The organism is Ruminiclostridium cellobioparum subsp. termitidis CT1112 (assembly GCF_000350485.1).
Classification (GTDB): domain Bacteria; phylum Bacillota; class Clostridia; order Acetivibrionales; family DSM-1351; genus Ruminiclostridium; species Ruminiclostridium termitidis.
The window spans coordinates 120,046-143,880 of sequence record NZ_AORV01000054.1 but is presented as its reverse complement, the minus strand read 5'-3'; the positions used below and the strand labels follow the sequence as shown (position 1 = coordinate 143,880).

At 41.4% G+C, this 23,835-nt stretch carries 25 protein-coding genes; 19 read left to right on the top strand and 6 right to left on the bottom strand.

From position 1 onward, the window contains the following. Positions 1-27 precede the first annotated feature (27 nt). From CTER_RS19355 to CTER_RS19305, 11 genes are all read left to right on the top strand, one after another. Positions 28-471, top strand: a complete 444-nt coding sequence (locus CTER_RS19355; protein ID WP_004628418.1) for a Fur family transcriptional regulator — start codon at positions 28-30, stop codon at positions 469-471. Between the two features lie 206 nt (positions 472-677). After that, a complete protein-coding gene (locus CTER_RS19350) occupies positions 678-2,252 on the top strand; it encodes an alpha/beta hydrolase family protein (protein WP_004628431.1) in 1,575 nt (524 codons plus the stop codon). A gap of 120 nt (positions 2,253-2,372) precedes the next feature. Then, positions 2,373-3,347 carry a tocopherol cyclase family protein gene (locus CTER_RS19345; RefSeq protein ID WP_004628265.1) on the top strand — a complete coding sequence of 325 codons (975 nt, stop codon included), beginning with the start codon at positions 2,373-2,375 and terminating at the stop codon, positions 3,345-3,347. Positions 3,348-3,415: 68 nt separating this feature from the next. Further along, the gene (locus CTER_RS19340; protein WP_004628247.1) at positions 3,416-4,000 is read left to right on the top strand and encodes a thymidine kinase; all 585 of its coding nucleotides are present in this window, start codon (positions 3,416-3,418) and stop codon (positions 3,998-4,000) included. A 100-nt stretch (positions 4,001-4,100) separates the two neighbouring features. Continuing rightward, positions 4,101-4,484, top strand: a complete 384-nt coding sequence (locus tag CTER_RS19335; protein WP_004628278.1) for a hypothetical protein — start codon at positions 4,101-4,103, stop codon at positions 4,482-4,484. A gap of 545 nt (positions 4,485-5,029) precedes the next feature. Next, positions 5,030-5,845 (top strand): bifunctional hydroxymethylpyrimidine kinase/phosphomethylpyrimidine kinase, encoded by an 816-nt coding sequence (gene thiD, locus CTER_RS19330; RefSeq protein ID WP_004628420.1) that lies wholly within the window; start codon positions 5,030-5,032, stop codon positions 5,843-5,845. A gap of 47 nt (positions 5,846-5,892) precedes the next feature. Further along, positions 5,893-7,203 (top strand): phosphomethylpyrimidine synthase ThiC, encoded by a 1,311-nt coding sequence (gene thiC / locus CTER_RS19325; RefSeq protein ID WP_004628307.1) that lies wholly within the window; start codon positions 5,893-5,895, stop codon positions 7,201-7,203. A gap of 60 nt (positions 7,204-7,263) precedes the next feature. Further along, positions 7,264-8,097, top strand: a complete 834-nt coding sequence (thiM, locus tag CTER_RS19320) for a hydroxyethylthiazole kinase (protein WP_004628500.1) — start codon at positions 7,264-7,266, stop codon at positions 8,095-8,097. Continuing rightward, positions 8,081-8,722: a thiamine phosphate synthase gene (gene thiE, locus CTER_RS19315; protein WP_004628382.1), complete on the top strand. Its 642-nt coding sequence runs from the start codon at positions 8,081-8,083 to the stop codon at positions 8,720-8,722. Before thiM ends, thiE begins: the two co-directional genes overlap by 17 nt. 154 nt (positions 8,723-8,876) lie before the next feature. Next, a complete protein-coding gene (locus CTER_RS19310; protein WP_004628298.1) occupies positions 8,877-10,412 on the top strand; it encodes an alkaline phosphatase in 1,536 nt (511 codons plus the stop codon). Between the two features lie 211 nt (positions 10,413-10,623). Continuing rightward, a complete protein-coding gene (locus CTER_RS19305) occupies positions 10,624-11,796 on the top strand; it encodes a YibE/F family protein (protein ID WP_004628376.1) in 1,173 nt (390 codons plus the stop codon). Between the two features lie 73 nt (positions 11,797-11,869). Here CTER_RS19305 and CTER_RS19300 read toward each other — a convergent pair whose 3' ends face one another. From CTER_RS19300 to CTER_RS19290, 3 genes are read right to left on the bottom strand one after another with little or no spacing between them, the layout of a single operon-like run. Then, positions 11,870-12,565, bottom strand: coding sequence for a hypothetical protein (locus CTER_RS19300; RefSeq protein WP_004628335.1), 696 nt, complete (start codon positions 12,563-12,565; stop codon positions 11,870-11,872). Beyond that, positions 12,555-13,409, bottom strand: a complete 855-nt coding sequence (locus tag CTER_RS19295) for an ATP-binding cassette domain-containing protein (protein WP_004628356.1) — start codon at positions 13,407-13,409, stop codon at positions 12,555-12,557. The genes CTER_RS19300 and CTER_RS19295 overlap by 11 nt, the downstream gene beginning before the upstream one ends. After that, on the bottom strand, positions 13,393-13,758 hold the full coding sequence (locus CTER_RS19290) for a GntR family transcriptional regulator (protein WP_004628390.1): 366 nt from the start codon (positions 13,756-13,758) through the stop codon (positions 13,393-13,395). Before CTER_RS19290 ends, CTER_RS19295 begins: the two co-directional genes overlap by 17 nt. A gap of 197 nt (positions 13,759-13,955) precedes the next feature. Between CTER_RS19290 and CTER_RS19285 the strand changes: the two genes are divergently transcribed. The 3 genes from CTER_RS19285 to CTER_RS19275 all read left to right on the top strand — a co-directional run bounded on the left by CTER_RS19285 (position 13,956) and on the right by CTER_RS19275 (position 15,197). Next, positions 13,956-14,222 (top strand): hypothetical protein, encoded by a 267-nt coding sequence (locus tag CTER_RS19285; protein WP_004628253.1) that lies wholly within the window; start codon positions 13,956-13,958, stop codon positions 14,220-14,222. A gap of 68 nt (positions 14,223-14,290) precedes the next feature. Continuing rightward, entirely contained in the window at positions 14,291-14,626 is a 336-nt protein-coding gene (locus CTER_RS19280; RefSeq protein WP_004628501.1) for a YnfA family protein, read from the top strand. Between the two features lie 106 nt (positions 14,627-14,732). Then, positions 14,733-15,197 carry a GNAT family N-acetyltransferase gene (locus CTER_RS19275; protein WP_004628242.1) on the top strand — a complete coding sequence of 155 codons (465 nt, stop codon included), beginning with the start codon at positions 14,733-14,735 and terminating at the stop codon, positions 15,195-15,197. A gap of 84 nt (positions 15,198-15,281) precedes the next feature. Here the strand turns inward: CTER_RS19275 and CTER_RS19270 are convergent, their stop codons facing one another. Next, positions 15,282-15,500: a hypothetical protein gene (locus tag CTER_RS19270; RefSeq protein WP_004628372.1), complete on the bottom strand. Its 219-nt coding sequence runs from the start codon at positions 15,498-15,500 to the stop codon at positions 15,282-15,284. A gap of 228 nt (positions 15,501-15,728) precedes the next feature. Here CTER_RS19270 and CTER_RS19265 point away from each other — a divergent pair, with 228 nt between their 5' ends. Next, complete coding sequence (locus tag CTER_RS19265; RefSeq protein ID WP_004628268.1) at positions 15,729-16,208, top strand: hypothetical protein; 480 nt, start codon at positions 15,729-15,731, stop codon at positions 16,206-16,208. On the opposite strand, the gene CTER_RS19260 is transcribed toward CTER_RS19265, so the two are convergent. Beyond that, complete coding sequence (locus CTER_RS19260; protein WP_242835019.1) at positions 16,161-17,525, bottom strand: MATE family efflux transporter; 1,365 nt, start codon at positions 17,523-17,525, stop codon at positions 16,161-16,163. The two genes, CTER_RS19265 and CTER_RS19260, sit on opposite strands and share 48 nt — an antisense overlap. A 212-nt stretch (positions 17,526-17,737) precedes the next feature. Between CTER_RS19260 and hemW the strand changes: the two genes are divergently transcribed. After that, positions 17,738-18,880, top strand: a complete 1,143-nt coding sequence (gene hemW, locus CTER_RS19255; protein WP_004628240.1) for a radical SAM family heme chaperone HemW — start codon at positions 17,738-17,740, stop codon at positions 18,878-18,880. A gap of 415 nt (positions 18,881-19,295) precedes the next feature. Here hemW and rpsT read toward each other — a convergent pair whose 3' ends face one another. Next, positions 19,296-19,553 (bottom strand): 30S ribosomal protein S20, encoded by a 258-nt coding sequence (rpsT, locus tag CTER_RS19250; protein WP_004628314.1) that lies wholly within the window; start codon positions 19,551-19,553, stop codon positions 19,296-19,298. A 288-nt stretch (positions 19,554-19,841) separates the two neighbouring features. Here rpsT and gpr point away from each other — a divergent pair, with 288 nt between their 5' ends. The 3 genes from gpr to ligA all read left to right on the top strand — a co-directional run bounded on the left by gpr (position 19,842) and on the right by ligA (position 23,714). Beyond that, positions 19,842-20,849, top strand: a complete 1,008-nt coding sequence (gpr, locus tag CTER_RS19245; protein ID WP_004628417.1) for a GPR endopeptidase — start codon at positions 19,842-19,844, stop codon at positions 20,847-20,849. A gap of 142 nt (positions 20,850-20,991) precedes the next feature. After that, the gene (locus tag CTER_RS19240; protein WP_004628319.1) at positions 20,992-21,702 is read left to right on the top strand and encodes a M50 family metallopeptidase; all 711 of its coding nucleotides are present in this window, start codon (positions 20,992-20,994) and stop codon (positions 21,700-21,702) included. Between the two features lie 38 nt (positions 21,703-21,740). Beyond that, positions 21,741-23,714: an NAD-dependent DNA ligase LigA gene (gene ligA, locus CTER_RS19235; protein ID WP_004628485.1), complete on the top strand. Its 1,974-nt coding sequence runs from the start codon at positions 21,741-21,743 to the stop codon at positions 23,712-23,714. Positions 23,715-23,835 lie beyond the last annotated feature (121 nt).

The following is a 23,835-nucleotide window of genomic DNA, read 5'->3' as shown; positions in this document are numbered from 1 at the left end:
TAAAAACACCTGAGAGGAGATGTGTTTTTGAATACTGGTGATGATGGCTTTTTAAAGGAAAAGTTAAAGGAATGCGGATACAAATTCACAGGCCAGCGGGCCGCCATTCTGGAAACCATGCTTCAATGCTCCGGTCAGCATGTAAGTACGGAAGAAATATTTAATATCGTAAAATTAAAGCATCCTGAGATTGGTCTGGCGACAGTATACAGAACAATGATTCTTCTGGACAAGCTCGGACTGGTGCACAAGCTGGATTTTGATGATGGCTTTAGCCGCTATGAACTGGTTAAGCCCAATGAGGATCACACACACCATCATTTGATATGCAGTTCCTGCGGCTCGGTGTCAGAGGTAGAGGAAGATCTTCTGGATTCTCTTGAAGAAGAAATTTTAAAAAAGAACGGTTTTCTGGTTAAGGACCATAGAGTTCAGTTTTATGGTTTGTGCAGCAAATGCAGGAATGAATGAATTGTCGACATTTTAGGGTAAGTTCATCCATAGGATCGGACTTATCTTTTTATTTTACAAAAAAGTATGAAATTTGTACACAACCGAAGTTTGTCATGAATTGAATTTGAAATCTAAATTTGAGCTTAATGTAATTTTATCACACATTTATTATGCTAAAATGTAATCAAATTATGGAAACCAAATAACTAATTTCGGAGCTCGATATGAAAAAAATTGTACTGATATTTTGCATTACAATGGTTTTAAATCTTATGGGTGTTCCGGCATATGCAGAAACGGCCGGGGCCGAACAAAAGGACAATTCCTTTCCGGTCAGGTACCTGTGTGAAAGCCTGGGAGCAAAGATTTCGTGGAATGCACAGCACAAAACAGTCACTGTAAACTACCGGAACAAAAGTCTGGAACTGAGAATCGGCAGTAAAACAATAATATCAAACGGAAAGCCAAAAAATTTAGAAAATGAAATAAGTACTTCGGGAGGAAGAGCCCTCCTGCCGGTAAGCGTGCTTAATAACGAGCTTGGGCTGGGGCTGTCGGAGCAGGACTGTCTGAGCATAGTCGGAAAAAAGTTTATCGGTCTGCTTAATGACAAAAGCTATGAGGAAGCTGAGGCACTGCTTAGCCGGATATTTTCAAACTATCTGACATCAGACGGTATGGAGTATCTGGCAGAAGGTATTCCCCAGCTGCAGCCGGCCGACGAAAATACAGAGTATTGGCAGGATTCTTTGCATCAGATCATAGGAATACCTCTCAAGGATGGACAAAATACGTATTATGCTATCCGGTTTGATCATGAAGGAAAAATAGACGAACTTGGAATTTTGGGACGGCAGCCTGAAGCGGCACCGGCACCGGAGTATGCTTCAGCAGGAAGCTTTACCGAAACAGAGGTTGTCATTGGCACAGGGGTATGGGCTCTGCCCGGCACATTGACCATGCCTGAGGGAGACGGGCCGTTTCCGGCAGTCATACTGGTCCACGATTCAGGAGCCCTTGACAGGGATGAAACAACGGGATATATAAAGCCCTTCAGAGATGTTGCATATGGCCTTGCTTCAAGGAATATAGCTGTTTTAAGATACGATAAGAGAACTTTGATCCATAGTTCCAAGCTTAAGCTCATCGGAAACGTGACCTTGAATGAAGAGACCGAGCAGGATGCATATGCGGCTGCCGAATTCCTCAAAACGGCAAAGAGCATAGATAATTCCCGCATTATCACGCTTGGGCACAGCCTGGGAGGTTATGCAGTACCCAGAATACTGGCGACGGACGGAGATACCTTTAAGGCAGGGATAATTATGAACGGTTTTACAAGACCGCAGTATGAGCTTATACCGGAATATCTTGAATACCTTGAGGGAAAGGGGCTGGCAAGTGCAGGCCAGCTGGAATATGTAAAAGCTCAGGTGGACATGCTGTCTTCACCTGGTTTTAATCCCAAGAAGCCACCCGAGGGCTATACTATGGGCAATTTGCATTATTACAGTTATATGAAGGATTATGATGTTATGGACCAGGCCGGAAAAATTAATAAGCCTGTGCTTGTCATGCAGGGTCAAAGGGATTTTATTGTCAGTACCGATATAGATTTCAACAATTGGAAAAAGGCTTTTGAGCAGAATATAAATGCCCGGTTCAAACTGTATCCCGAATTAAACCACCTGCTTACCGGAGGTGAGGGGGACAGTACTCCCCAGGAGTATTACAGCAAAACAAATATACCTGAATATGTTATTGACGATATTGTTGATTTTATAAATAAACTGGAATAAGAGAGCAGATTGTTGGATAAACTCCGTCTTATACGGCTTGAAAGCGGAATTGCAGGAGCTATCGCATATTTCAAGCCTTAAAAACCAGCCGGAAGTTAGCTTTCGGCGGAACGGCGGAAAATGTACACATTAAAACGGATTTTCAATCCCGAGATATTTCAGGGAAAATATAAAAGAAACAATTATTTTGAGGGCTGGTACTATAAAATAATAGATAAAAGCTCGGAGAATATTTTGGCAGTAATACCCGGTGTTGCAGTATCAAGGCACAGTGAGCATTCCTTTATTCAATTTATAGATGCAAAAACCGGGTTTACCCGCTATTTGACATTTCCAAAACAAGCCTTCACCTATTCGGAAAAAGAACTGAGTGTGGAAATAGAGGGCAATCATTTTAATAAGCAGCAAATGAGTCTGAATTTGAAAGACAATGATTTCAGTATTTCAGGTGATATAGAATTCAATGATATAGTATCATTTCCCAAAACACTGCTGAATCCCGGAATAATGGGGCCTTATTCCTTTGTGCCCTTTATGGAATGCCACCATGGAATAATAAACATACACAGCGGACTTAGGGGAGAGCTGCTTTTTAACGGTCAATCAATTGATTTTACCGGCGGATACGGTTATGTTGAAAAGGACTGGGGAAAATCCTTCCCTCATTCCTGGATATGGCTGCAGTCCAATAATTTCTGTCATAGGGATACTTCTCTGATGTTCTCAATAGCATCAATTCCATGGTTCCGTCATGAATTTGACGGGCTGATCGCATTTTTAAGAATTAACGGTAGCTTTTTGAGATTTGCAACCTATACAGGAGCAAAAATCAAAGAGTTAACAGTCAATGACAGCATATTAAGAGTATCAATCGAGGATTCTGAACATATTCTGAAATTAGAGGCGTCATACGGTAAGGGAGGAATTCTCAAAGCTCCGAAAAAAGGCATCATGGAGGTTGAGATAACCGAATCCATTACCTCAACCGTGAAGGTTGAACTGGCTGAAAAGTCGGGACGGCTGATATTCAGAGATGTGGGAGAAAATACCGGCCTTGAGCTGGCCGGAAATTATAGAAAATTTGCAACTGATTAATTCTCATATCTTTTGAAATAGGGTATACTATTTAGGTGAATTATCACTATTTTAAATTGGGGGTAGCTATGGCTAAATTGTATTTCAGATATGGAGCCATGAACAGTTCGAAAACAGCAAATGCACTCATGGTTAAATATAATTATGAGGAGAGAGGTCAAAAGGTTCTTCTGATGAAGCCTTCGGTAGACAACCGTGATGGGGGCTGTATTATTAAATCCCGTGCAGGTCTGGCCGAGGAGTGTCTGCTGATACATAACGACAGCGATGTATACCGGATGGTACATAGCTATATAAATAAAAATTCCGAAATTAACTGTGTTATCGTTGATGAGGCACAATTTCTTACCAAAAAGCAGGTCTATCATTTAACAAGGCTTGTGGATCACGATAAAATACCTGTAATTTGCTATGGGCTCAGAGCCGATTTCCGGGGAGAGCTTTTTGAGGGCAGCCAGTACCTGCTGGCCTGGGCAGACACCATAGAGGAAATAAAGACCATATGTTGGTGCGGTAAAAAGGCAATAATGAATGCCAGATATCAGGGCGATAAAATAATAAAAGAGGGCGAACAGGTTGAAGTGGGCGGAAACGACAGGTATATCAGCCTTTGTCGTTCTCATTGGCATGACGGAGTGCTGTCCGGCAAATAATCATTCATATAAAAAAATGCTCTCCTGGTGTAACACTTTATTTAGGGTTAACATAAATTATTATTAAGACGTAGTACTATAAAGAAAGGAGCTTAATAATATGGGAGACGGTAACTTTGGTTGTAACGATAATCTTTGCCACCTGCTGTCAAAATATATCGGCGAAACTGTAACAATTTTTACAAAGAGCGGAGGTCAGTCCGGCTGCGGTTTTACTGGAGTAATATTAGGTGTAAATGAATGTTTCGTTAGACTGATTACAAGAATTGGCCCTGCACCGGGATGTTCTCTGGGTAATTCCTGCGGAAGCAGTGATATGGGCGACAATAATAACTACGGCGGATACGGAAATAATAACATGGGTTACGGCTGCAACTTCAACCAGAATTATGGCGGCGGTAACGGTGTTCCGGTCTACAACGTCGGATCAGTAACAGATATTCCATTAAACAGTATAGCTTCATTTGTTCATAATGCAGTATAATGAAATACCTCAATAAAGGTGATAGGATCCAATCCTATCATTTTTTTTATAAAATGAAGTTTTGTTGCGGGAATATTTCGAAAATCTTTACATATAATCAGTAATGTGTTAAAATTCAATCAACAAGTTGCGGGGGGACCGGAGGAATGCAATTCCCATGGTTGAGAAGGTAAAACCTGACCCTTAGAACCTGTCGGTTAACACCGTCGAAGGGAAGCAGAAATCAAATTTTAAATTTTATTTTTGGTTAAAGCGTTTACCCTTACCGGTTAAGCGTTTTTTTATTGCCTGCAATAACAATATTAAAATTGAATAGATATTTGTGGGGGGACCACTTAAACAAATTTATTTATTTGTTATGGTTGAGAAGGTAAAACCTGACCCTTGGAACCTGTCGGTTAACACCGTTGTAGGGAAGCAAATCACGGATGTATGATTGTTATACGTGCTTGCCTGTTTCGGGCAGGCATTTTTTATTGTCGCAGACAATAAAAAACTAATAATTTAGCCTGTTGTGCTAAGCACAATTATAGAGGAGGAGTTGAATGAAAAAGGTTTTAACTATTGCAGGCTCTGACTGCAGCGGAGGTGCCGGAATACAGGCTGATTTAAAGACTTTTTCGGCACATGGGGTATACGGCATGAGTGTAATTGTTTCTGTTGTGGCTGAAAACACGTGCCGGGTAATTGATGTTCAGGATATGAGGCCTGATATCATTGAAAAACAAATAGATGCGGTATTTGAAGACATAGGTGTGGATGCGGTCAAGGTGGGAATGCTTTCAGGCCGGGAGTGCATGCAGGCCGTATGCGGGAAACTAAAGGAGTATATGCCTTCAAATATTGTCATTGACCCTGTCATGCTGGCTAAAGGGGGCCATGCTCTTATGCAGGAAAATGCTCTGGATTTTTTTATTAGGGAACTGATTCCCCTGGCGTACATACTGACTCCCAATATTCCTGAAGCCGAGGCTATCACAGGCTCAAAAATCCTATCCGAGACTGATGTAAAAAAAGCGGCCGAAAGCATCCATCGGATGGGAGCTCAAAGGGTTTTGATAAAGGGCGGGCATAGAGCTGGTGATGCATCAGATGTGCTGTTTGACGGAAAAGAGTTTTATTTTTTCAATTCCAGAAGGATTGATACAAAGAATACTCATGGAACGGGCTGTACGCTTTCTTCGGCCATAGCTTCCAATCTTGCACTTGGGATGGATTGTGTCCGAGCCGTTGAAAAGGCAAAGGAATATGTGACCATGGCTATAGAGCATTCGCTTGAAATCGGAAAGGGGCATGGCCCCACAAATCATTTTTACAGGCTTTACAGGGAAGGGCTCAGCGAAAAAACTATTGTTCAATGACGGGTACTGCCGGCAAAAGCCGGTAACCTGCGGAAAAGGAGATTTTTATGACATACAAAACTCAAATGGAAGCGGCAAAAAAGGGAATTATAACAAAGGAAATGTCAGTGGTTGCCAAAAAGGAATTTATGGAGGCTGAAAAGCTCAGGGATTTGGTTGCCTGTGGGAAAATTGCCATTCCGGCAAATATCAACCACAGGTCCTTAAGTCCGGAGGGTATAGGGGAAGGGCTCAAGACAAAAATAAATGTCAATCTGGGTATTTCAGGCGACTGTGCCGATTATACAAAGGAAATGGAAAAGGTGGATATGGCTGTTAAATTCGGTGTAGAGGCCATAATGGACTTAAGCAACTACGGGAAGACCAACACCTTCAGAAAGCAGTTGATCGAGCGTTCACCGGCCATGATAGGAACTGTTCCCATGTACGATGCCATCGGCTATCTTGAAAAGGACCTGATGGAAATCAAAGCAAAGGATTTCTTTAAGGTGGTAGAAGCACATGCAAAGGAAGGCGTTGACTTTATGACTATCCACGCCGGAATAAACAAGAGGGCGGTGGAGTGCTTCAAACGTTCCAAAAGGCTGACAAATATCGTTTCACGGGGAGGTTCACTGCTCTTCGCCTGGATGGAGATGACCGGGAATGAGAACCCCTTCTATGAGTACTATGATGAATTTCTGGAAATCCTCAGGGAATACGATGTCACCATCAGCCTTGGTGATGCCCTGAGGCCCGGAAGCATACATGACAGCTCGGACGCGGGACAGCTGAGTGAACTTATAGAGCTTGGAGACCTTACAAAGCGGGCCTGGGAAAAGGATGTGCAGGTAATGGTGGAAGGCCCCGGCCACATGGCCATAAATGAAATAGCTGCCAATATGACAATACAGAAAAGACTGTGCCACGGGGCACCCTTTTATGTGCTGGGGCCTCTCGTGACAGACATTGCGCCGGGCTACGACCACATCACCTCGGCCATCGGCGGCGCCATAGCGGCAGCCAGCGGCGCAGATTTCCTGTGTTATGTGACACCTGCGGAACATCTGCGCCTGCCCGACCTGGAGGATGTAAAAGAAGGTATAGTGGCCTCAAGGATAGCAGCTCACGCCGCCGACATTGCAAAAGGCATCCCCCACGCCCGTGAGATAGACAACAAAATGAGCGATGCCCGCCGCAGGATAGACTGGGAAGAAATGTTTTCATATGCCATAGACGGCGAGAAGGCAAGAAGGTATTTTGAAAGTGCACCGCCGGCAGATAAACATTCCTGCTCCATGTGCGGAAAAATGTGTGCCATGAGAACCACCAACAAAATTCTGGCCGGTGAGGCTGTAGAATTCTGTTCTGAAAAGTAAACGAAATTTATGACAGACATAACTGAACTTTATAAAATATAATTTCAAAGGGGTACAAACATGAGCGATATTATTAAAGCAGCGGCTGAACTGCTGGGTCAGCTGAGAAGCAATAAACCTCTGGTACATAACATAACAAATTATGTTACGGTCAACGACTGTGCCAATGCTGTTCTGGCAATCGGTGCATCTCCAATAATGGCCGATGACATAGGCGAAGCTGTAGATATCACAGCTATTTCCTCGGCATTGGTAATTAATATCGGGACTCTTAACCACAGGACGGTGGAATCCATGCTGGCAGCCGGCAAAAAGGCCAATGAGCTGGGGATACCTGTGGTATTCGATCCTGTGGGGGCCGGTGCTTCCAGGCTGAGAAATGAAACCACCAGGGCTATTCTCTCGGAAATAAAAGTGAGCGTGGTCAGGGGCAATATGTCGGAAATTTCCTTTATAGCCGGACTGAATGCCAACACAAAAGGAGTGGATGCGGCAGAAGAGGATATTGCTTCGGGCGATGCCGCGCAGGCAGCCGTTGCACTTGCAGTGGCTGAAAAGCTGGAATGTGTTGCGGCAATCACCGGAGCGACCGATATCATTACAGATGGAAAAAGGATTGCCGCTGTTTCCAATGGACATAAGATGTTGTCGGACGTCACAGGGACGGGCTGTATGACCACGGCTCTGGTAGGCTCCTTCTGCGGAGCGGGCAGGGATGCTTTTGTGGCGGCAGTTGCTGGAATTGCGGCAATGGGCATAGCAGGCGAAATAGCCTTTGAAAATGCGGGAAGTAAGGGAACAGGCAGTTTTCATATGGCAATAATAGATGCCATAAGCAGGCTTGATGAAAAAATACTATTTGAAAGGGCCAGAATAAATGAAACCTACCGTTGATTATACCTTATACCTGGTCACAGACCGCGGCCTTATGAGTACCGCAACACTTGAAGAGGCAGTCGAAAAGGCCATCTGCGGAGGTTGTACCATGGTACAGCTCCGCGAAAAAAACGCTTCATCACTGGAATTTTATGAAAATGCACTAAAAGTCAAAGCCGTAACCGATAAATATAATGTCCCGCTTATAGTAAACGACAGGCTGGATATTGCTCTTGCAATAGATGCTGCCGGTGTTCATGTGGGACAAAGTGATTTGCCTGCCGGGGTTGTAAGAAAAATAACAGGCGGGAAGAAAATTCTGGGTGTCTCTGCAAATTCTGTTGAGTCTGCCCTTAAGGCGCAGCAGGACGGGGCGGATTACATAGGGGTCGGAGCTCTTTATTCAACAAATACCAAAACCGATGCCGGGGTCATAGCAAGAGAACAGCTGCTGGAGATAAGAAGGGCTGTAAGCATTCCTGTTGTGGGAATTGGAGGTATAAACAGGCAGAATGCAGGCGAGCTTGCCACAACGGGAATCGATGGTATTGCCGTAGTCTCTGCAATTATTTCCCAAACGGATATTTGCGGTGCCGCCAAAGAACTGCTTGATATATTTAGAAGTAAGCAGGCTGAATTTTAATAAATTGCAATGGCGGCCTTATATAAAATTAGTATACTATAATTTTTCCAACAAACTGGAATTAATTAATGTGAAATTAACAAGGGGCAAATACCCTTTTAAAACTAATTAATTATTCTATCATTGTACTACTAATTTTATTGGAGGTGTCTTAATGAAAAGAAGGATAGTTGCTGTTTCGTCAATCATGCTTGTATTTGTATTCATCAGTGTTGCATTGTTAGCCGGTCTGGTTTCTGCCGCTCCATCCCTGTACTCGACAAATAATACCTATTCGGGTACAGCACCAAAATATGTTTTCATGTTCATAGGTGATGGAATGAGCACACCGCAGATAAACGCCGCTCAGATGTATTTGGGAAATATGGACAGCCCTGATACTCCTGCCATTAAAACTCTGGATTTCACAAGGTTTCCGGGTGTAGGCAGCGCGGATACATATGATGCCGAATCATTCATTCCTGATTCAGCTTCAACAGGTACTGCCCTGGCATCGGGCGTAAAGACTTTCGGGGGAATCATTAACATGGACCCTGCAAAGAAAGTAAGCTATGAGCCTATTTCAAAAAAATTGAAGAAAGCCGGCTACAAGGTAGGAATAGTTACAACTGTAACTCTGGATCATGCTACACCGGCGGTTTTCTATGCAAGTGAACCTTCAAGAGGCAATTACTACAACCTTGCATCACAATTGGTAACAAGCGGTTTTGACTATTTCGGAGGGGGATATTTCCTGGATCCTGACGGAAAGAAAGCCAGCGTAAAAAATCCGGTAAACATTCTTGAACAGGCAAAGAAAAACGGTTATAAGGTCGCCGCTACCAAGGCCGATATTTTGAGCCTTGATAACAAATCGGGAAAAGTGCTGGCTCTTGACCCGGCAGCGGCTCAGGCTTCAAACGACAGCTATGCAATGCCCTACGAACTTGACCGCAAATCTGATCAGTTAAGTCTTGCTGATTTCGTTAAAAAAGGAATTGAAGTACTGGACAATCCCAACGGTTATTTTATGATGGTTGAAGGCGGAAAGATTGACTGGGCCTGTCATGCAAATGATGCAGCTGCAGCTATTCATGACACCATAGCTTTAAATGATGCCGTCAAGGAAGCATTAAAGGTTTATGAAAAGCATCCTGACGAAACTCTTATAATTGTTACAGGAGACCATGAAACAGGAGGAATGAGCATTGGTTTCGCAGGAACCGAGTACTCAACCTTTTTTGAAAAGCTTGAAAAGCAGAGTAAGTCCTATGTAGAATTTGATAAAATAGTTGCTGAATACAAGGAGAAAACAAAAGCAGCAGATGCAAAGCTGGAAGATCTCCTTCCCCAGATAAAAACTTCATATGGACTGATTGCTCCTACAGATCCCGAAGCTAAAAGTTTCCCGGAATTGGTACTCAATGATTACGAAATGGTTAAGCTGAGAGATGCGTTGAGAAAGTCAATGAGCGCCTCAAAAGTTACAAGCACTGAAACAGATTATTTGCTGTACGGTACATATGAACCATTGACAGTCACCTGCAACCATATTCTGGACAATAAGGCCGGAATAAGCTTCGCAACTTATTCCCATTCGGGTCTCGCAGTACCGGTATATGCAATCGGTGCAGGCTATCAGCTGTTCTACGGTGCTTATGATGACACCGACATCAATAAAAAGCTGGCAGCTATAACTAAAGTCAAATAGGCTAAATCAGATAAACAGAACCAAATAAACTAAATCATATAAACTCACATAAATACCCATAGAGCCTGTTACAATTTGATCCGGCCAATGCTTAAAACCGCTGTGTTATAGCAGAAAACTGCTGTAGCAAAGCGGTTTAAGCTATATTAAAATTTTTTATTAAAGAGCCGGCCGATTATCATCATAACTACTGACAGAAGGGAAGAGATTGATGCCGAAAAAGTTTTTTACTACTAACAGTGTAACCTCCATTGTTGTACTCTTGTTGATTGCTGTTCTGTGCTTTTTGCCCACCGGGTTCCAATCTGCCGTCTATGACGGTAGCACAAGAGCAGTTGTAGAGATTGTCGGGACAAACAATTCAAACCTTTACGACACCGGTATTATCAAACAGGGAGAACAAAAATGCAGTGTAAGGGTACTTGACGGGAAGTTCAGGAATAAAACCGCCGAGGGTACGAATAATCTGCTGGGGAAGCTTGAAATGGACAAAATATTCGTGCCGGGAGATAAAGCACTGGCTGTAATTGATTATGAAGGGGACAATATCAAGTATGTTACACTTATTGATCATTACAGAATCAATCTTGAGCTGATTCTTTTTGCGGGTTTCATAATATTACTGATTGCTTTCGCCGGTTGGACGGGGGCTAAAGCCATTCTCTCCTTCATACTTGCGGTAGTGGTTATGTGGAAGGTATTGGTGCCGGCCCTCCTGAAAGGCTGGAATCCCATATGGATTTCACTGTTTATTGTAGCTTTTCTTACCATAGTAATAATTACGCTGGTAGGAGGCTACAACAGGAAGTCTTTCGCGGCAATAGCCGGCACTCTGTCAGGTACGGTATTGAGCTGTATTTTGGCGGTCATATTCGGACACCTGTTTAAGATTCACGGGGCCATAATGGCATTTTCCGAGAGCTTGCTTTATTCGGGCTACGGACATTTGAACCTGACAGAGATTTTTATTGCCGCAACGTTTATTGCCTCTGCAGGTGCACTTATGGATGTAGCTGTGGATATAGCGGCCGCTGTTTATGAACTGGTGGAGAAAAATCCACGTATGACTGCCAGAGAGGCAATCAAATCCGGTTTCAATATCGGAAGGGTGGTCATGGGGACAATGACAACTACCCTGCTGCTTGCCTATTCAGGCGGTTATATCGGACTCCTTATGGTTTTTATGGCACAGGGGACTCCCATAATAAATATATTAAATTTGAAGTACGTTTCGGCCGAGATATTCCACACCCTTGTGGGAAGCTTTGGACTGGTGGCGGTAGCCCCGCTTACAGCCATAATATCCGGTGTGATGTTTACGGGGAAGGAAGGTGTAAAATCACCCCTTGAACAGGAGGCTGCAGGAGAAAACATACAGATGTAACAGGAACCAGCCGGCAGACATGAAAAGAAGCTCTAAAACCAGTAATTATCAGGTTTTAAAGCTTCTTTTTGACTTATATTTTTTTTCTGCTCAAGATTGGTATATTCAGAGCATAGATTCCTGCTGCCAGTGAAAGACAAGCACCAATATGTGCAATTGGGTTGGGATTAAAAATAATTAAGTAGAAGAAATCGATCAAAAGTTTACGCAGCATCGGAATAGGAATAAATACGCTGATAATAGCGGCAATTATCAAATCAACCACCCAACCCCACCAGAAAGTCTGGATAGCGGTCAAAGTGTGTAAGGCAACTCCTAAAAGCAGATAAAACGCAAATTGCCTGAAAAATGCAAATATTATTCCGCTGCCAGTCCACCCGAATATGTCAATTATATCTAAAAGTTCAACTACCGGGCTCAGCATTCTGTCGATTGTCAGGTTCAGCACGAGGATTATCAATGAGAGAGCCGCAGAGAAGATAACGTAGTTTATTGCACAGGCCCAAAAAAAGTCGGCCTTTTTGCCGTTCAAGTGCATCAGTCTGCTGAAATTGACGGATGGTATCAGTATGGCAGCAAGTATTATCACCAATATAAGCTCATTACCTTCGCTGACCTGACTGCTGTCGGGAGTATTTAGCAGGTACATGATAAATATCTGTATTATTGAACTGGCAAATGATAACAGCGCAACCCAATAAGCTATCCAGGTAGTTTTGTAGAAGTTTATACGCGTTATTGCACAAATGCTTTTCAAATTAGTTTTCATCTTTATCTTCTCCCCCTCCGACGATATTTACAAAGAACTCCTGCAGTCCAAGCGACTGAAGCTTTACATTTTCAGCAGGTGTGATTCTGTCTCCGAATATATAGGCTGTGGAATAGCCGCCCAGAGTTTTTTCTCCGATAACATTAAGGCCTTTTACGGCATTTTTTACATCACTGCTGGGACCGGTCAGAGAATATGCTTTTTCATCGATGTCATTTATGTTTGAGTGAAGCAGGATAGACCCTTCATCTATAATGATTATATCTTCGGCAACTCTTGATATCTCATCTATTAAATGGGTTGAAACAATGATAATTCTCGGATTGTACTCAAAACTTAACTGAAGCAGCTCATAGAAACGTTCACGCATTATGGCATCAAAGCCAAGTACGGGTTCATCAAGTATGACTACTTTTGTCCTGCTTGCAAGGCTTAACAGTGTTGTGAACATGGTCTGCATGCCAAAGGACAGCTGTTTATATTTCTTGTTTTTATCCAGTTTGAATTTCTTCATCATGTTTTTTGCATATTCCATATCAAACTCTGGCTGGAGGCTGTATGCCAGGTCAAGCAGTTTTCCGATGCGCATGTTAAACTGTGAAGCCCTGCTTTCAATAAAATTCACGCATTCCGGCATATTAAAGGTTGATACTTTTTTATCATCAACAGATACATGGCCTTTGGTGGCATTTATGTGTCCTGCAATGAGCTTCAGAAAGGTTGTCTTTCCGGCACCGTTCCTTCCAAGCAGGCAATAGATTTTGTCCCGGCTTATTTCCAGATTGATGTCATCCAGTGCTATAGTGCTTCTATATTCCTTTGTTACATTACAAAACCTGATCATCACCATTCTCCTTTATTATATTAATAATATCTTCCTTTGAAATACCCAGCTTACGAGCTTCGGAAAGCATTGACGATATGGTATTGCTGTAAAATTCATCTTTTCTTTTTTGAAGTATTTTTGATTTGGCTTCCCTGGTCACACACATTCCAATCCCTCTTTTCTTATATAAAATACCTGCATCTGTCAGCAAGCTTATACTTTTAACAGCTGTGGTGGGATTAACTGAAAGTAGCTTTGAGATCTGAGTTGTTGAAATAATTATGTCATCGGTCTTATAAACATCTGTTATAATATCGTCTTCGATCATTTCCATTATCTGAATGAAAACAGGCTTTTCACTATTCAAAAATATAACTCACCTCCATGGTTGTTAGGTTAATGATTTAACCCATTAACCAAAATATAACATAAACAATTTTATTTGTAAAGAGATAGTTGATTTCGCTTGACTAAAATAATATCCGGGTATGGTATAATTGAATCTAGCTTGACAAAGTTATAAGGAATATATTTTTTTATACGAATTTTTGAGGAGGGAATACAATGTTTGATTTAGATAGAACTAAGAAAACAATAATTGCTATGTTTTGCCTTTCAGCAGTTTCATTGGTATTATCTTTTATCGGATTTGCCGTGGGCGGCAGTGAATTGATAATGAACGGCATTATGAATAGTCCGGGTCATACCATACTGATGTTTGCTTCGTTTGGAATATTTGTCCTGTCCTTATTAACAGGGATTGGATTTAGAGCATTAAGTAAAGATATTGCAGAAGAGCTGAAATATCTTAACGACAGAATTAAAAATTAATTTCAAGTATTTATTAATAATAAGTTATTGGATAATAAGTTATTGGAGGTTAAAGGGGGAGGAAGCCATTGGAAATAGTCAAATCGCTGTTTTACTTTATAATAGCCGGAATATTCGAAATAGGAGGAGGATACTTGATCTGGCTATGGCTGCGTGAGGGAAGAGGCATATTATATGGAATTGCAGGCGCAATCATCCTCATATTATATGGAATCGTTCCTACCTTGCAGCCTCAGAGTGCTTCCTTCGGGAGAGTCTATGCTACTTACGGAGGGATATTTATTGTTTTGTCAATTTTATGGGGGTGGCAGGTGGACAAGGTTGTTCCGGACAAAATTGACTTAATAGGCGGAGCAATTGCCTTGGTTGGAGTTGGGATTATTATGTATTATCCAAGGGGGTAACATAATTTTATATTAAAACCTGACTTTTATGTTTTATGATAACCGGGTACAGCATTGGCTTATTAAGCCGGTGGTTTTTAATTAGCATATGAATGTAGGGATTTTTATGATTAATATTATTAAATTAACAGACAGCGGACAAAAATCAAATATTACAAATTCAATATTGAGACTGCTGCCTGAATGGTTTGGGATTGAAGAGGCCATCGTGGAGTATGCGGGCGGGTCGGGAAATACAGATTTTTACGCGGCATACAGGCTCGATGAACCTGTTGGGTTTATTAGTATAAAGGCTATTAATATTTATACTTCGGAAATATATGTAACAGCTGTGTTAAAGGAATATCAGCACATGGGAATAGGTAAAAAGCTTCTGGAGACAGCACAGGAAGAATTGATTAATAAAAATGTCAAGTTTCTTATGGTAAAGACCCTGGGTGATTCACATCCTGATGAATACTATATGAAAACCAGAAAATTTTACTGTAAAATGGGCTTCTATCCTTTGGAGGAATTGAAGGAGATATGGGGCGAAGAGTGTCCCTGCCTTATTATGGTAAAAGCACTATGACAATTTTATTTGACGGCTTATATTATAAAATGGGCTTTGTTTCATATGCGACAAGCCCATTCAAACACCGGTTATAGAATTGAATTAGTACCGACGATGAAGAAAGTGGTGGTGGGCATGGTGATGAAATACATCATTATAATTCATATCATATACACCGTCCATGTCATGTATGCAGTCCATGCAATCCATACAGTGCATACCATGCATGCCGTCCATGCCATCCATACTTTCTGAGGGTATTGGCAGGAGATCATCTTTTTTGGGGCTGCATAAAACATTCTTGGGAAAACAATCCAGCATTTCAGGGCCTCCTAATAAAAACTATATTATTATATTATGTGCTATAAGAGAAATAGTTACTAATTATGAAATTATGTAAATATATAATACTGTTATTATCAGCATTTAAAACTGGAGGGATTTTTATGAAAACATTAATATTCAGACAATGTTGACTTCCATGAAAAGCTTATTGACAGAAATATTGAATTGGTTAATAAAATTATTTATTAAAAAGGAGGCTGTCAAATGAATAACACAGATCAGGTAATAGCTTTATGGAATGATATAAACAATCAGAATTGGAATAACATACACACATATTTTGACCAGGAGGCAATAATCAACTGGAATAATACAAATGAAAAGTTTAATGCAGAGGAATTTGTTACTGCAAATAGAGAATATCCAGGGGATTGGAGGATTGTTATTGAACGGTTGGAGACAATCAACAATCTGGTAATCTCTGTTGTTAAAGTTGAACCTGGTTCTGGTGAATTATCATTTCACGCAACCTCCTTCTTTGAATTTTTAAACGGTAAAATAAAATTACTGAATGAATACTGGGGAGAAGATGGCAATCCACCTCAATGGAGAATTGATAAAAAAAATTGGCAGGCCGATAAATTTATAGATTTCATGGAGATATTATTAAATTGCTTGAAATTAAGGTCAGCCAGGTTACCTTGTAACATTGTTCAGCCATTTCCGGCTCTTGAAACGGGCTAAAGTAAGAGGTATTTTAATTATTTCGTCACTCATTAAGATAATATAAACCACCGGAACACTCCACTTAAAGACAAAGGCAGCCAGAGCACTGAATAGTATTGAACCTCCCCACATGGTAGCTACATCAAGGAACAGGCCGAAGCGGGTGTCTCCTCCCGCACGGAATACTCCTACAACCAGGGTGGTATTAAAGGCCTGGGCTATAACAAAGTAGGACATGACGTACATCATTACCGACAGGTATCCCTGTGTTACCGGTGTCAGATTCAGAACAGAAATGGCAATTGGCCTTGCTATGAGGATAATTATGGCACCGCAGGCTCCTGCCAGAATGCTGAGTTTGATAAATCTGTTCGAATAATTTTTGGCGGTATCCAGGTTGTTTTCACCGATAGCTTTTCCAACCGATATGGCAGTGGCGTTTGCAAGGCCGAAAGCTATGACGGTGGCAAGCTGTCTGGCTACCTGGGCAACAGAATTGGAGGATACTACAGCCTTTCCCAGATGTCCTATTATAACAGCGTTGGTTGCCACTCCGGCACCCCACATCAATTCATTGAGGGTTACAGGAATGGAGTACCTTAAAAAATCGCCGAAAAGCAGCCTGTCCCTTACAAAAAGGCTGGATATCCTAAAGTGCAGAACGTCGTTGAATTTTCTGGCATATATTATTACACATAAAAACTCAATACCTCTTGAGGAAAGAGTTGCAATGGCTGCTCCCCGTATACCCATCTGAGGAAATCCAAACAGGCCGAATATAAGAATAGAGGCTATTATCACATTTGATACCAGCGAAATGAGATATATGACGGTTGACACCACTACCCGCTCTACACTTCTCATCACATTCAGGTAAATCATTGTTACCGACATGAATATATAAGACAGTGAAACAATCCGTAAATATTTAACTCCTTCAGCAATAACATCTTTTTCATTTGTGAATATACTCATTATCTGATGAGGAAAAATGAGCACTGCCGATGTGAAAAAAACAGAGATAATCAATGAAAACCTCATACAGATTCCCATTATTTTTATGATGCTCTCCTTATCACCTTTTCCCCAGTATTGCGCGGTTAGTACGGCCGCCCCCGAAGTCAGGCCGAAGAATATCAGTACCATGATAAATTGAACCTGGCCTGCAAGTGAAGCGGCAGATAAAACAGTTTCACTGATTTTTCCCAGCATGAGGACATCGATGGAAGAAATTCCGACGTTGATCAGATTCTGAATTGCCATGGGAACAACAAGGGTAAAGGCCATTTTATAAAAAGCTTTTGTGTCATTTGTAATATTCGTAATTTTTTTCATAAGTATCACCATTTTCATTATAATCCTATCCAGTATACCATAGAGCACGAATAGTGCATAAGCAAAATTTTTGTCAAATGTCTATAAATTTTAAAGTAAAGAGAAAGTAAGGAATATGATAAAAAATGGTATAGTAATAACTGGAACTCCATATCATGATATGGTAGTATAAATACATGAGTATCAAAATATTACCAAAAGGAGATGAAAGCATGTCACTCATGAATAAAACCGGTCTTTATATTCATGTTCCTTTTTGCGGTTCAAAATGCAACTATTGTGATTTCAATTCCTACGTTGGAAAAATGGATTTGGCAGAAGAATACTTTGCCTGTATGAAAAAAGAGATTGATCTGTACCGGGATGAAATGGCACTCAACAAGATAGGTACCATTTTTATCGGAGGAGGGACGCCAACCTGTGTTGAACCCCGGTTTATAGGAGAGATTCTCAATGAGTGCAGGGAAAAGTATCATGTATCGGAGCCCTGTGAAATAACCATTGAAAGTAATCCCGGCACAATAAACGAAGAGAAGCTGAAGGAATACGGACAGTACGGTATAAACAGGATCAGCATCGGTTTGCAGGCGTATCAGGAAAACCTTTTAAAATACCTCGGCAGACGACATACTGCAGGTGAATTTGTTTCCAGTGTGGAAATGGCCAAAAAAGCCGGTTTTGATAATATAAATGCCGATATAATATTTGGTATACCGGGACAGACGTTAAAGGATTGGAAGGATACCCTGAGTGTATTGACAGACCTGGGTGTAACCCACATTTCAGCATACGACCTTAAGGTTGAAGAAGGCACAAGATTCGGTGATATGCGCGATACAGGCAAGCTTATTGAGATGGAGGATGAGCTTGACAGGGAAATGTACCATTATGCAATCGAATATCTAAAGCAACAGGGTTTTAACCACTATGAACTTTCCAATTTTGCAAAGGAAGGCTGCGAATGCCGACATAATCTCATATACTGGAACTGTCTGGAGTATCTTGGACTGGGTGCAGGTGCGCATTCATTCCTCCAGGATATCAGATTTGAAAACCAGGCCACCATCGAGGGTTATATAGAATATTTGTCAAAAGGTCAAAAGCCGGTTGAAGAAAGGTATGTCAGAGATTTTTGTGAAAAAATGTCGGAGTATATGTTCCTGGGACTCAGGCTTATAGATGGTGTGAGCAGAGAAAAATTTGAGGACAGGTTCAATCAGAATATATTCGACGCCTATGCAGCTAAGATCGACAGGTTGAAAAAGAAACAGCTTATCGAAACCGATGATAAAAGTATCAGACTGACCCAGTTGGGCCTGGATCTGGCAAATCAGGTTTTTGTTGAGTTTGTTTAGCCTTTTTTAAATATAGATAGCAGGGAAGTAAATAAAGAATTGAATTTACCTCGGCAAATTTAACAGTGTTTAGTGTTTGAGGTACTTTACCCTCTATTGACAATGTACAATACGTTTTTGAGTGGTTAATTTGCCCTGCGGCTGCGTTGAAGCCGCTTGCAAGGCACAAAGCCTTACTGCACGCCTTTGCCTTGTCGCAAGCCAAATTATCTCACTCAAAAATCACCGACCTCACACCGAGATATTTTGACAATTTTCGAGGAGGATGGATGCAGCCTTGCTGACGCAAGGCAAGGACGACGACAAAGAAAAGTGGCAAAATAGCCGGCGTGAAGCGTGTTATACATTGTCAACAGAGGGTATATTAAAACAAAAAAACTCAGGCTGTTTTCCTGAGTTTTTGCTTTTTTCAATATTATTTTGCCGCATTCAAAGCTTTTGCTAATCTTGACTTTCTTCTCGCAGCGGTGTTTTTGTGGAGCAAGTTTTTAGCTGCAGCCTTATCTATAGCCTTGGTAGTTGCTTTGTAAGCATCAGCAGCACCCTCACCGCTGGCAATAGCTTCTTTACATTTCTTAACAGTAGTCTTAAGAGCTGACTTTCTGATAGTATTCTTTAAAGTTTTGGTCTCAGAAACCTTAACTCTCTTTATTGCAGATTTAATATTTGGCAAAGTATTCACCTCCTGCGAGCCTAATTTCGCGTAAAACGTGAGCAAAAAAAATCAATAATATTTAATCGGTTAACAAACCGCTTCTTGCCCATAACAGATGATATTTTACCATGAACTTTTTTAAAATGCAAGTATTAACCCTTATTTTTCTAATTTGACTTTTGAGAAACTTGTGAGAAAAAATAACTTTTACTTGAAAATGTTACTCAACATAAATACTAAAATCCAAGTTTATTTGAAATACTAATCAATATAAATAATTTCAATTTTTGAAGAAAGGACACATTTATGGTGAATTTATCGAATAGGCGGACAGATCTTGTAATTGAGGCTCATGAGATTTTCATGAACAGCAGTCAGGCGAGGGAACAGGCAGCTGAACACAAATCTCCTCCGGGAGTTGATGTGGAAAATGCCGGTGATGAAGATGTAAAAATAACAAGAGTACGAATTACTTCACCTACCGGTGAACAGTCAATCGGAAAGCCTATGGGAAATTACATTACTCTTGAAATACCGCAGCTGAAGGATAACAATCCCGAGGTTAACCAAAAGGCAATAGATGCCATGTCCAGGGAGTTAAAATCCATGCTTGGTTTGAAGCCCAATGCCACAACACTTGTTGTAGGGCTGGGAAACTGGAACGTAACTCCTGATGCGCTTGGGCCAAAGGTAATATCAAATCTGGCAGTGACCAGGCATCTTCTGGAATTTGTTCCGGAACATGTGGATGAAGGTGTCAATCCGGTTTGTGCCATCTCTCCCGGTGTCATGGGTATTACAGGCATAGAAACAGGTGAGATAGTAAAGGGTGTGGTGGAAAAAATAAAACCGGATGCCTTGATAGCAATAGATGCCCTTGCAGCCAGGAGCATGGAGCGTGTCAGTACCACGATCCAGATAGCTGATACAGGTATCGCCCCGGGCGGCGGAGTCGGAAACAAAAGAATGGAACTGAGCAGGACCACACTGGGAATGCCTGTCATTGCCATTGGTGTCCCGACTGTGGTAGATGCGGCAACTCTTACAAATGACGCCATGGACCTTATTATTGACAGCCTGATGCAGGAGTCGCCTTCAGATTCCAGCTTTTACAATACTCTCAAAAATATTGACAGGGAGGAGAAATACCAGCTTATAAAGCAAGCGCTTAATCCATTTGTAGGACAGCTTATAGTTACTCCCAAGGAAATAGACGATATTATCAGCAGAGTTTCAAAAGTTGTGGCTAACGGCATAAACATGTCCCTGCACCAGGGTATAAGCATGGAGGACATGGGGAAATATTTGATGTAAAAGGTTACTTGGAGGTCTGCCGTGCAGGCCTCTATTTATTAGAACATCTTTTCTTTTACGCTGTTGCAGGTTATAATTTATTACAGAGTCAAAAGAGTGCCCTGGCACTGTTTGAATAGCCTGGAATGGAGAGTAAACAAGCATGAAGCAAACCTGGAGAGTTCTTGTTATTTTTGTAGTACTTATGGCATTATGGAATACTATTATCGTAAAGCCCATAAAGCTTTTTACAGTTTTCCTGCACGAAATCGGACATGCCTTTATGGCTGTGGTTACGGGAAGCAATATTACCGGTCTGAGCATTTATTTCAATGAAAGCGGGCACGTTACCTCACTGCCGAAAGATTGGCTGTCAGCTTTTCTTATAGCAAACGGAGGATATCTTGGAAGCGTATTATTCGCAATATTTATTCTGGTATTAAAGAATACAAGGTTCAAGAAATACATAATCGGTTTTATAGCAATAATTTTTCTTGGAGTTACCTTCAAGTATTCGGGAATAATATCGTTTACAATGCTTTATTCGGTTATTTTTGCAGCGTTTGCGATTATTGTGTACATGATCCAGAATGAGAGGCTCCACGATTGGGTTGTTGAGATAATAGGCATAGGAAGTGTTACATATGCCATATATGACACCTTTGTAGATACCGTGCTGCTGCAGGTAAACGACATGTTCGGCCTGTTCCGGGTCGGACCAATGCCTGTCACAGATGCAGTACTCATAGCCAGACTTACACATATACCTGCCGTAGTCTGGGGAATATTATGGCTGGCAATATCGGTTTTTGCAGTATATGCCATACTGTTCAGAAAAAAGGGCGGTTCGGGAAGGTCGGCCAAAAAGTATTAAGGACAGATTTATATACACATCTTACAAGGAGAACCGAAATGGATAACAAGCTTCAGATAATGAAGGATAGAATTGAAATACTGAATCAGGCTGCAAAGGCGTATTATATGGAAGACCGGGAGATTATGCCCAATATCGAATACGACAGGCTCTATGACGAACTTGTAGAGATGGAAAAGGAAACGGGAATTGTTTTGTCAAACAGTCCCACAATAAATGTCGGTTATGAAGTACTGTCAAACCTTCCGAAGGAGCGGCATGAAAAAACCATGCTCTCGCTGGATAAAACAAAAGAGGTTTCTGATTTGAAGGAATGGCTTGGGGATCAGACCGGTGTGCTGTCCTGGAAGCTGGACGGGCTGACCATAGTATTGACCTATGAGGGCGGAAATCTGGTCAAGGCCGTTACCAGAGGAAGCGGAGAAATCGGTGAAGTCATCACCAACAACGCAAAAGTGTTCAAAAATCTTCCTGTAAATATTGCCTACAAGGATACTCTGATTTTGAGAGGAGAGGCAATAATCCGCTATTCGGATTTTGAGAAGATCAACAGCGAAATAGAAGATGTGGATGCAAAATATAAAAATCCGCGAAATTTGTGCAGCGGCTCGGTACGCCAGTTGAACAACAAAATTACCGCAGAGAGAAATGTACATTTCTTTGCCTTTTCACTGGTTAAGGCCGATTATGCCGAATATAACAATTCAAGGCTGGCTCAGATGAAATGGCTTAAGGATCAGGGTTTTGAGGTTGTGGAATTTAAAGAGGTCAATTCAGAAAATATTGAGGACTCGGTGCAGTGGTTTTTTGACCGCATTGAAGGAAATGATTTCCCGTCCGATGGGCTGGTGCTGATCTTTGACAACATTGCATACGGAGAATCTCTGGGCTCGACCTCAAAGTTCCCGCGTGATGCAATTGCCTTCAAATGGCGTGATGAAATAAAAGAAACCAGGCTTCTGGAAATAGAATGGAGTGCCTCAAGAACAGGCCTTATAAATCCTATTGCAATATTTGAACCTGTGGAGCTGGAGGGGACAACAGTCAGCAGAGCCAGTATCCATAATATAAGTATTATGGAAGGCCTGGAACTGGGAGTCGGCGACACCGTAGGAGTCTATAAGGCAAATATGATAATTCCGCAGATATCTGAAAATCTGACAAGAAGCGGGATGGCAGATATCCCGGGGCATTGTCCCGTCTGTCAGGGAGAAACCGAACTGCGGCAGGAAAACGGCATCAAGTTCCTCTACTGCATAAATGACGAATGTCTTGCAAAGCAGATCAAGTCCTTTACCCACTTTGTGAGCAGGGATGCCATGAATATTGAAGGCCTGTCTGAAGCCACCATTGAAAAGCTTATTGCAAAAGGTCTGATCAAAGAGCTTGCAGACATATTCCATATTGATAGGTTCAAAGAGGAAATTATTGAAATGGAGGGCTTGGGTGAAAAGTCTTTCAACAAACTGGTTGCCTCGGTCAACAGAGCCAGAAATACAACTGTGGTGAGGCTTCTATATAGTCTTGGAATACCTAATGTGGGCTTATCCACCGCAAAATTAATATGCAGGAACTTTAAGTATGACTGGAATGCCATACAAAAGGCAGAATTTTCGGAATTGATAGAAATAAACGGGATAGGTGACGTTATGGCCGATGCCTTTGTAAGGTTTTTTGCCGACCCAAAGAAAAAGATAATAATTGAAGATCTGCTTAAGGAGCTGGAGTTTGAAATTATCGAAGCTGCTCAAACCGAACAGGTATTTGAGGATGTTGTATTTGTCATAACCGGCTCGGTGGAGCAGTTTAAAAACCGTGACGAGCTCAAGGAGCTTATAGAAGCAAAGGGTGGAAAGGTCACAGGTTCAGTGACCTCAAAGACAAATTACCTGATAAATAACGACAACCTGTCGGGTTCGTCAAAAAACAAAAAGGCAAAGGAACTGGGAATCAGCATAATAACAGAAAACCAGTTTGCTGACTGGCTGAATAACGGTGTAAGGCCGGAATAAATAAGATGGTTTGAATTTACTATATAAAACCCACGATTTGATAATCGGAGGGTTTTATTTTTTTACCGAAATAATAAAATATTTTAACTGATAATTTTTTACAAAAATTCATTTACATAAA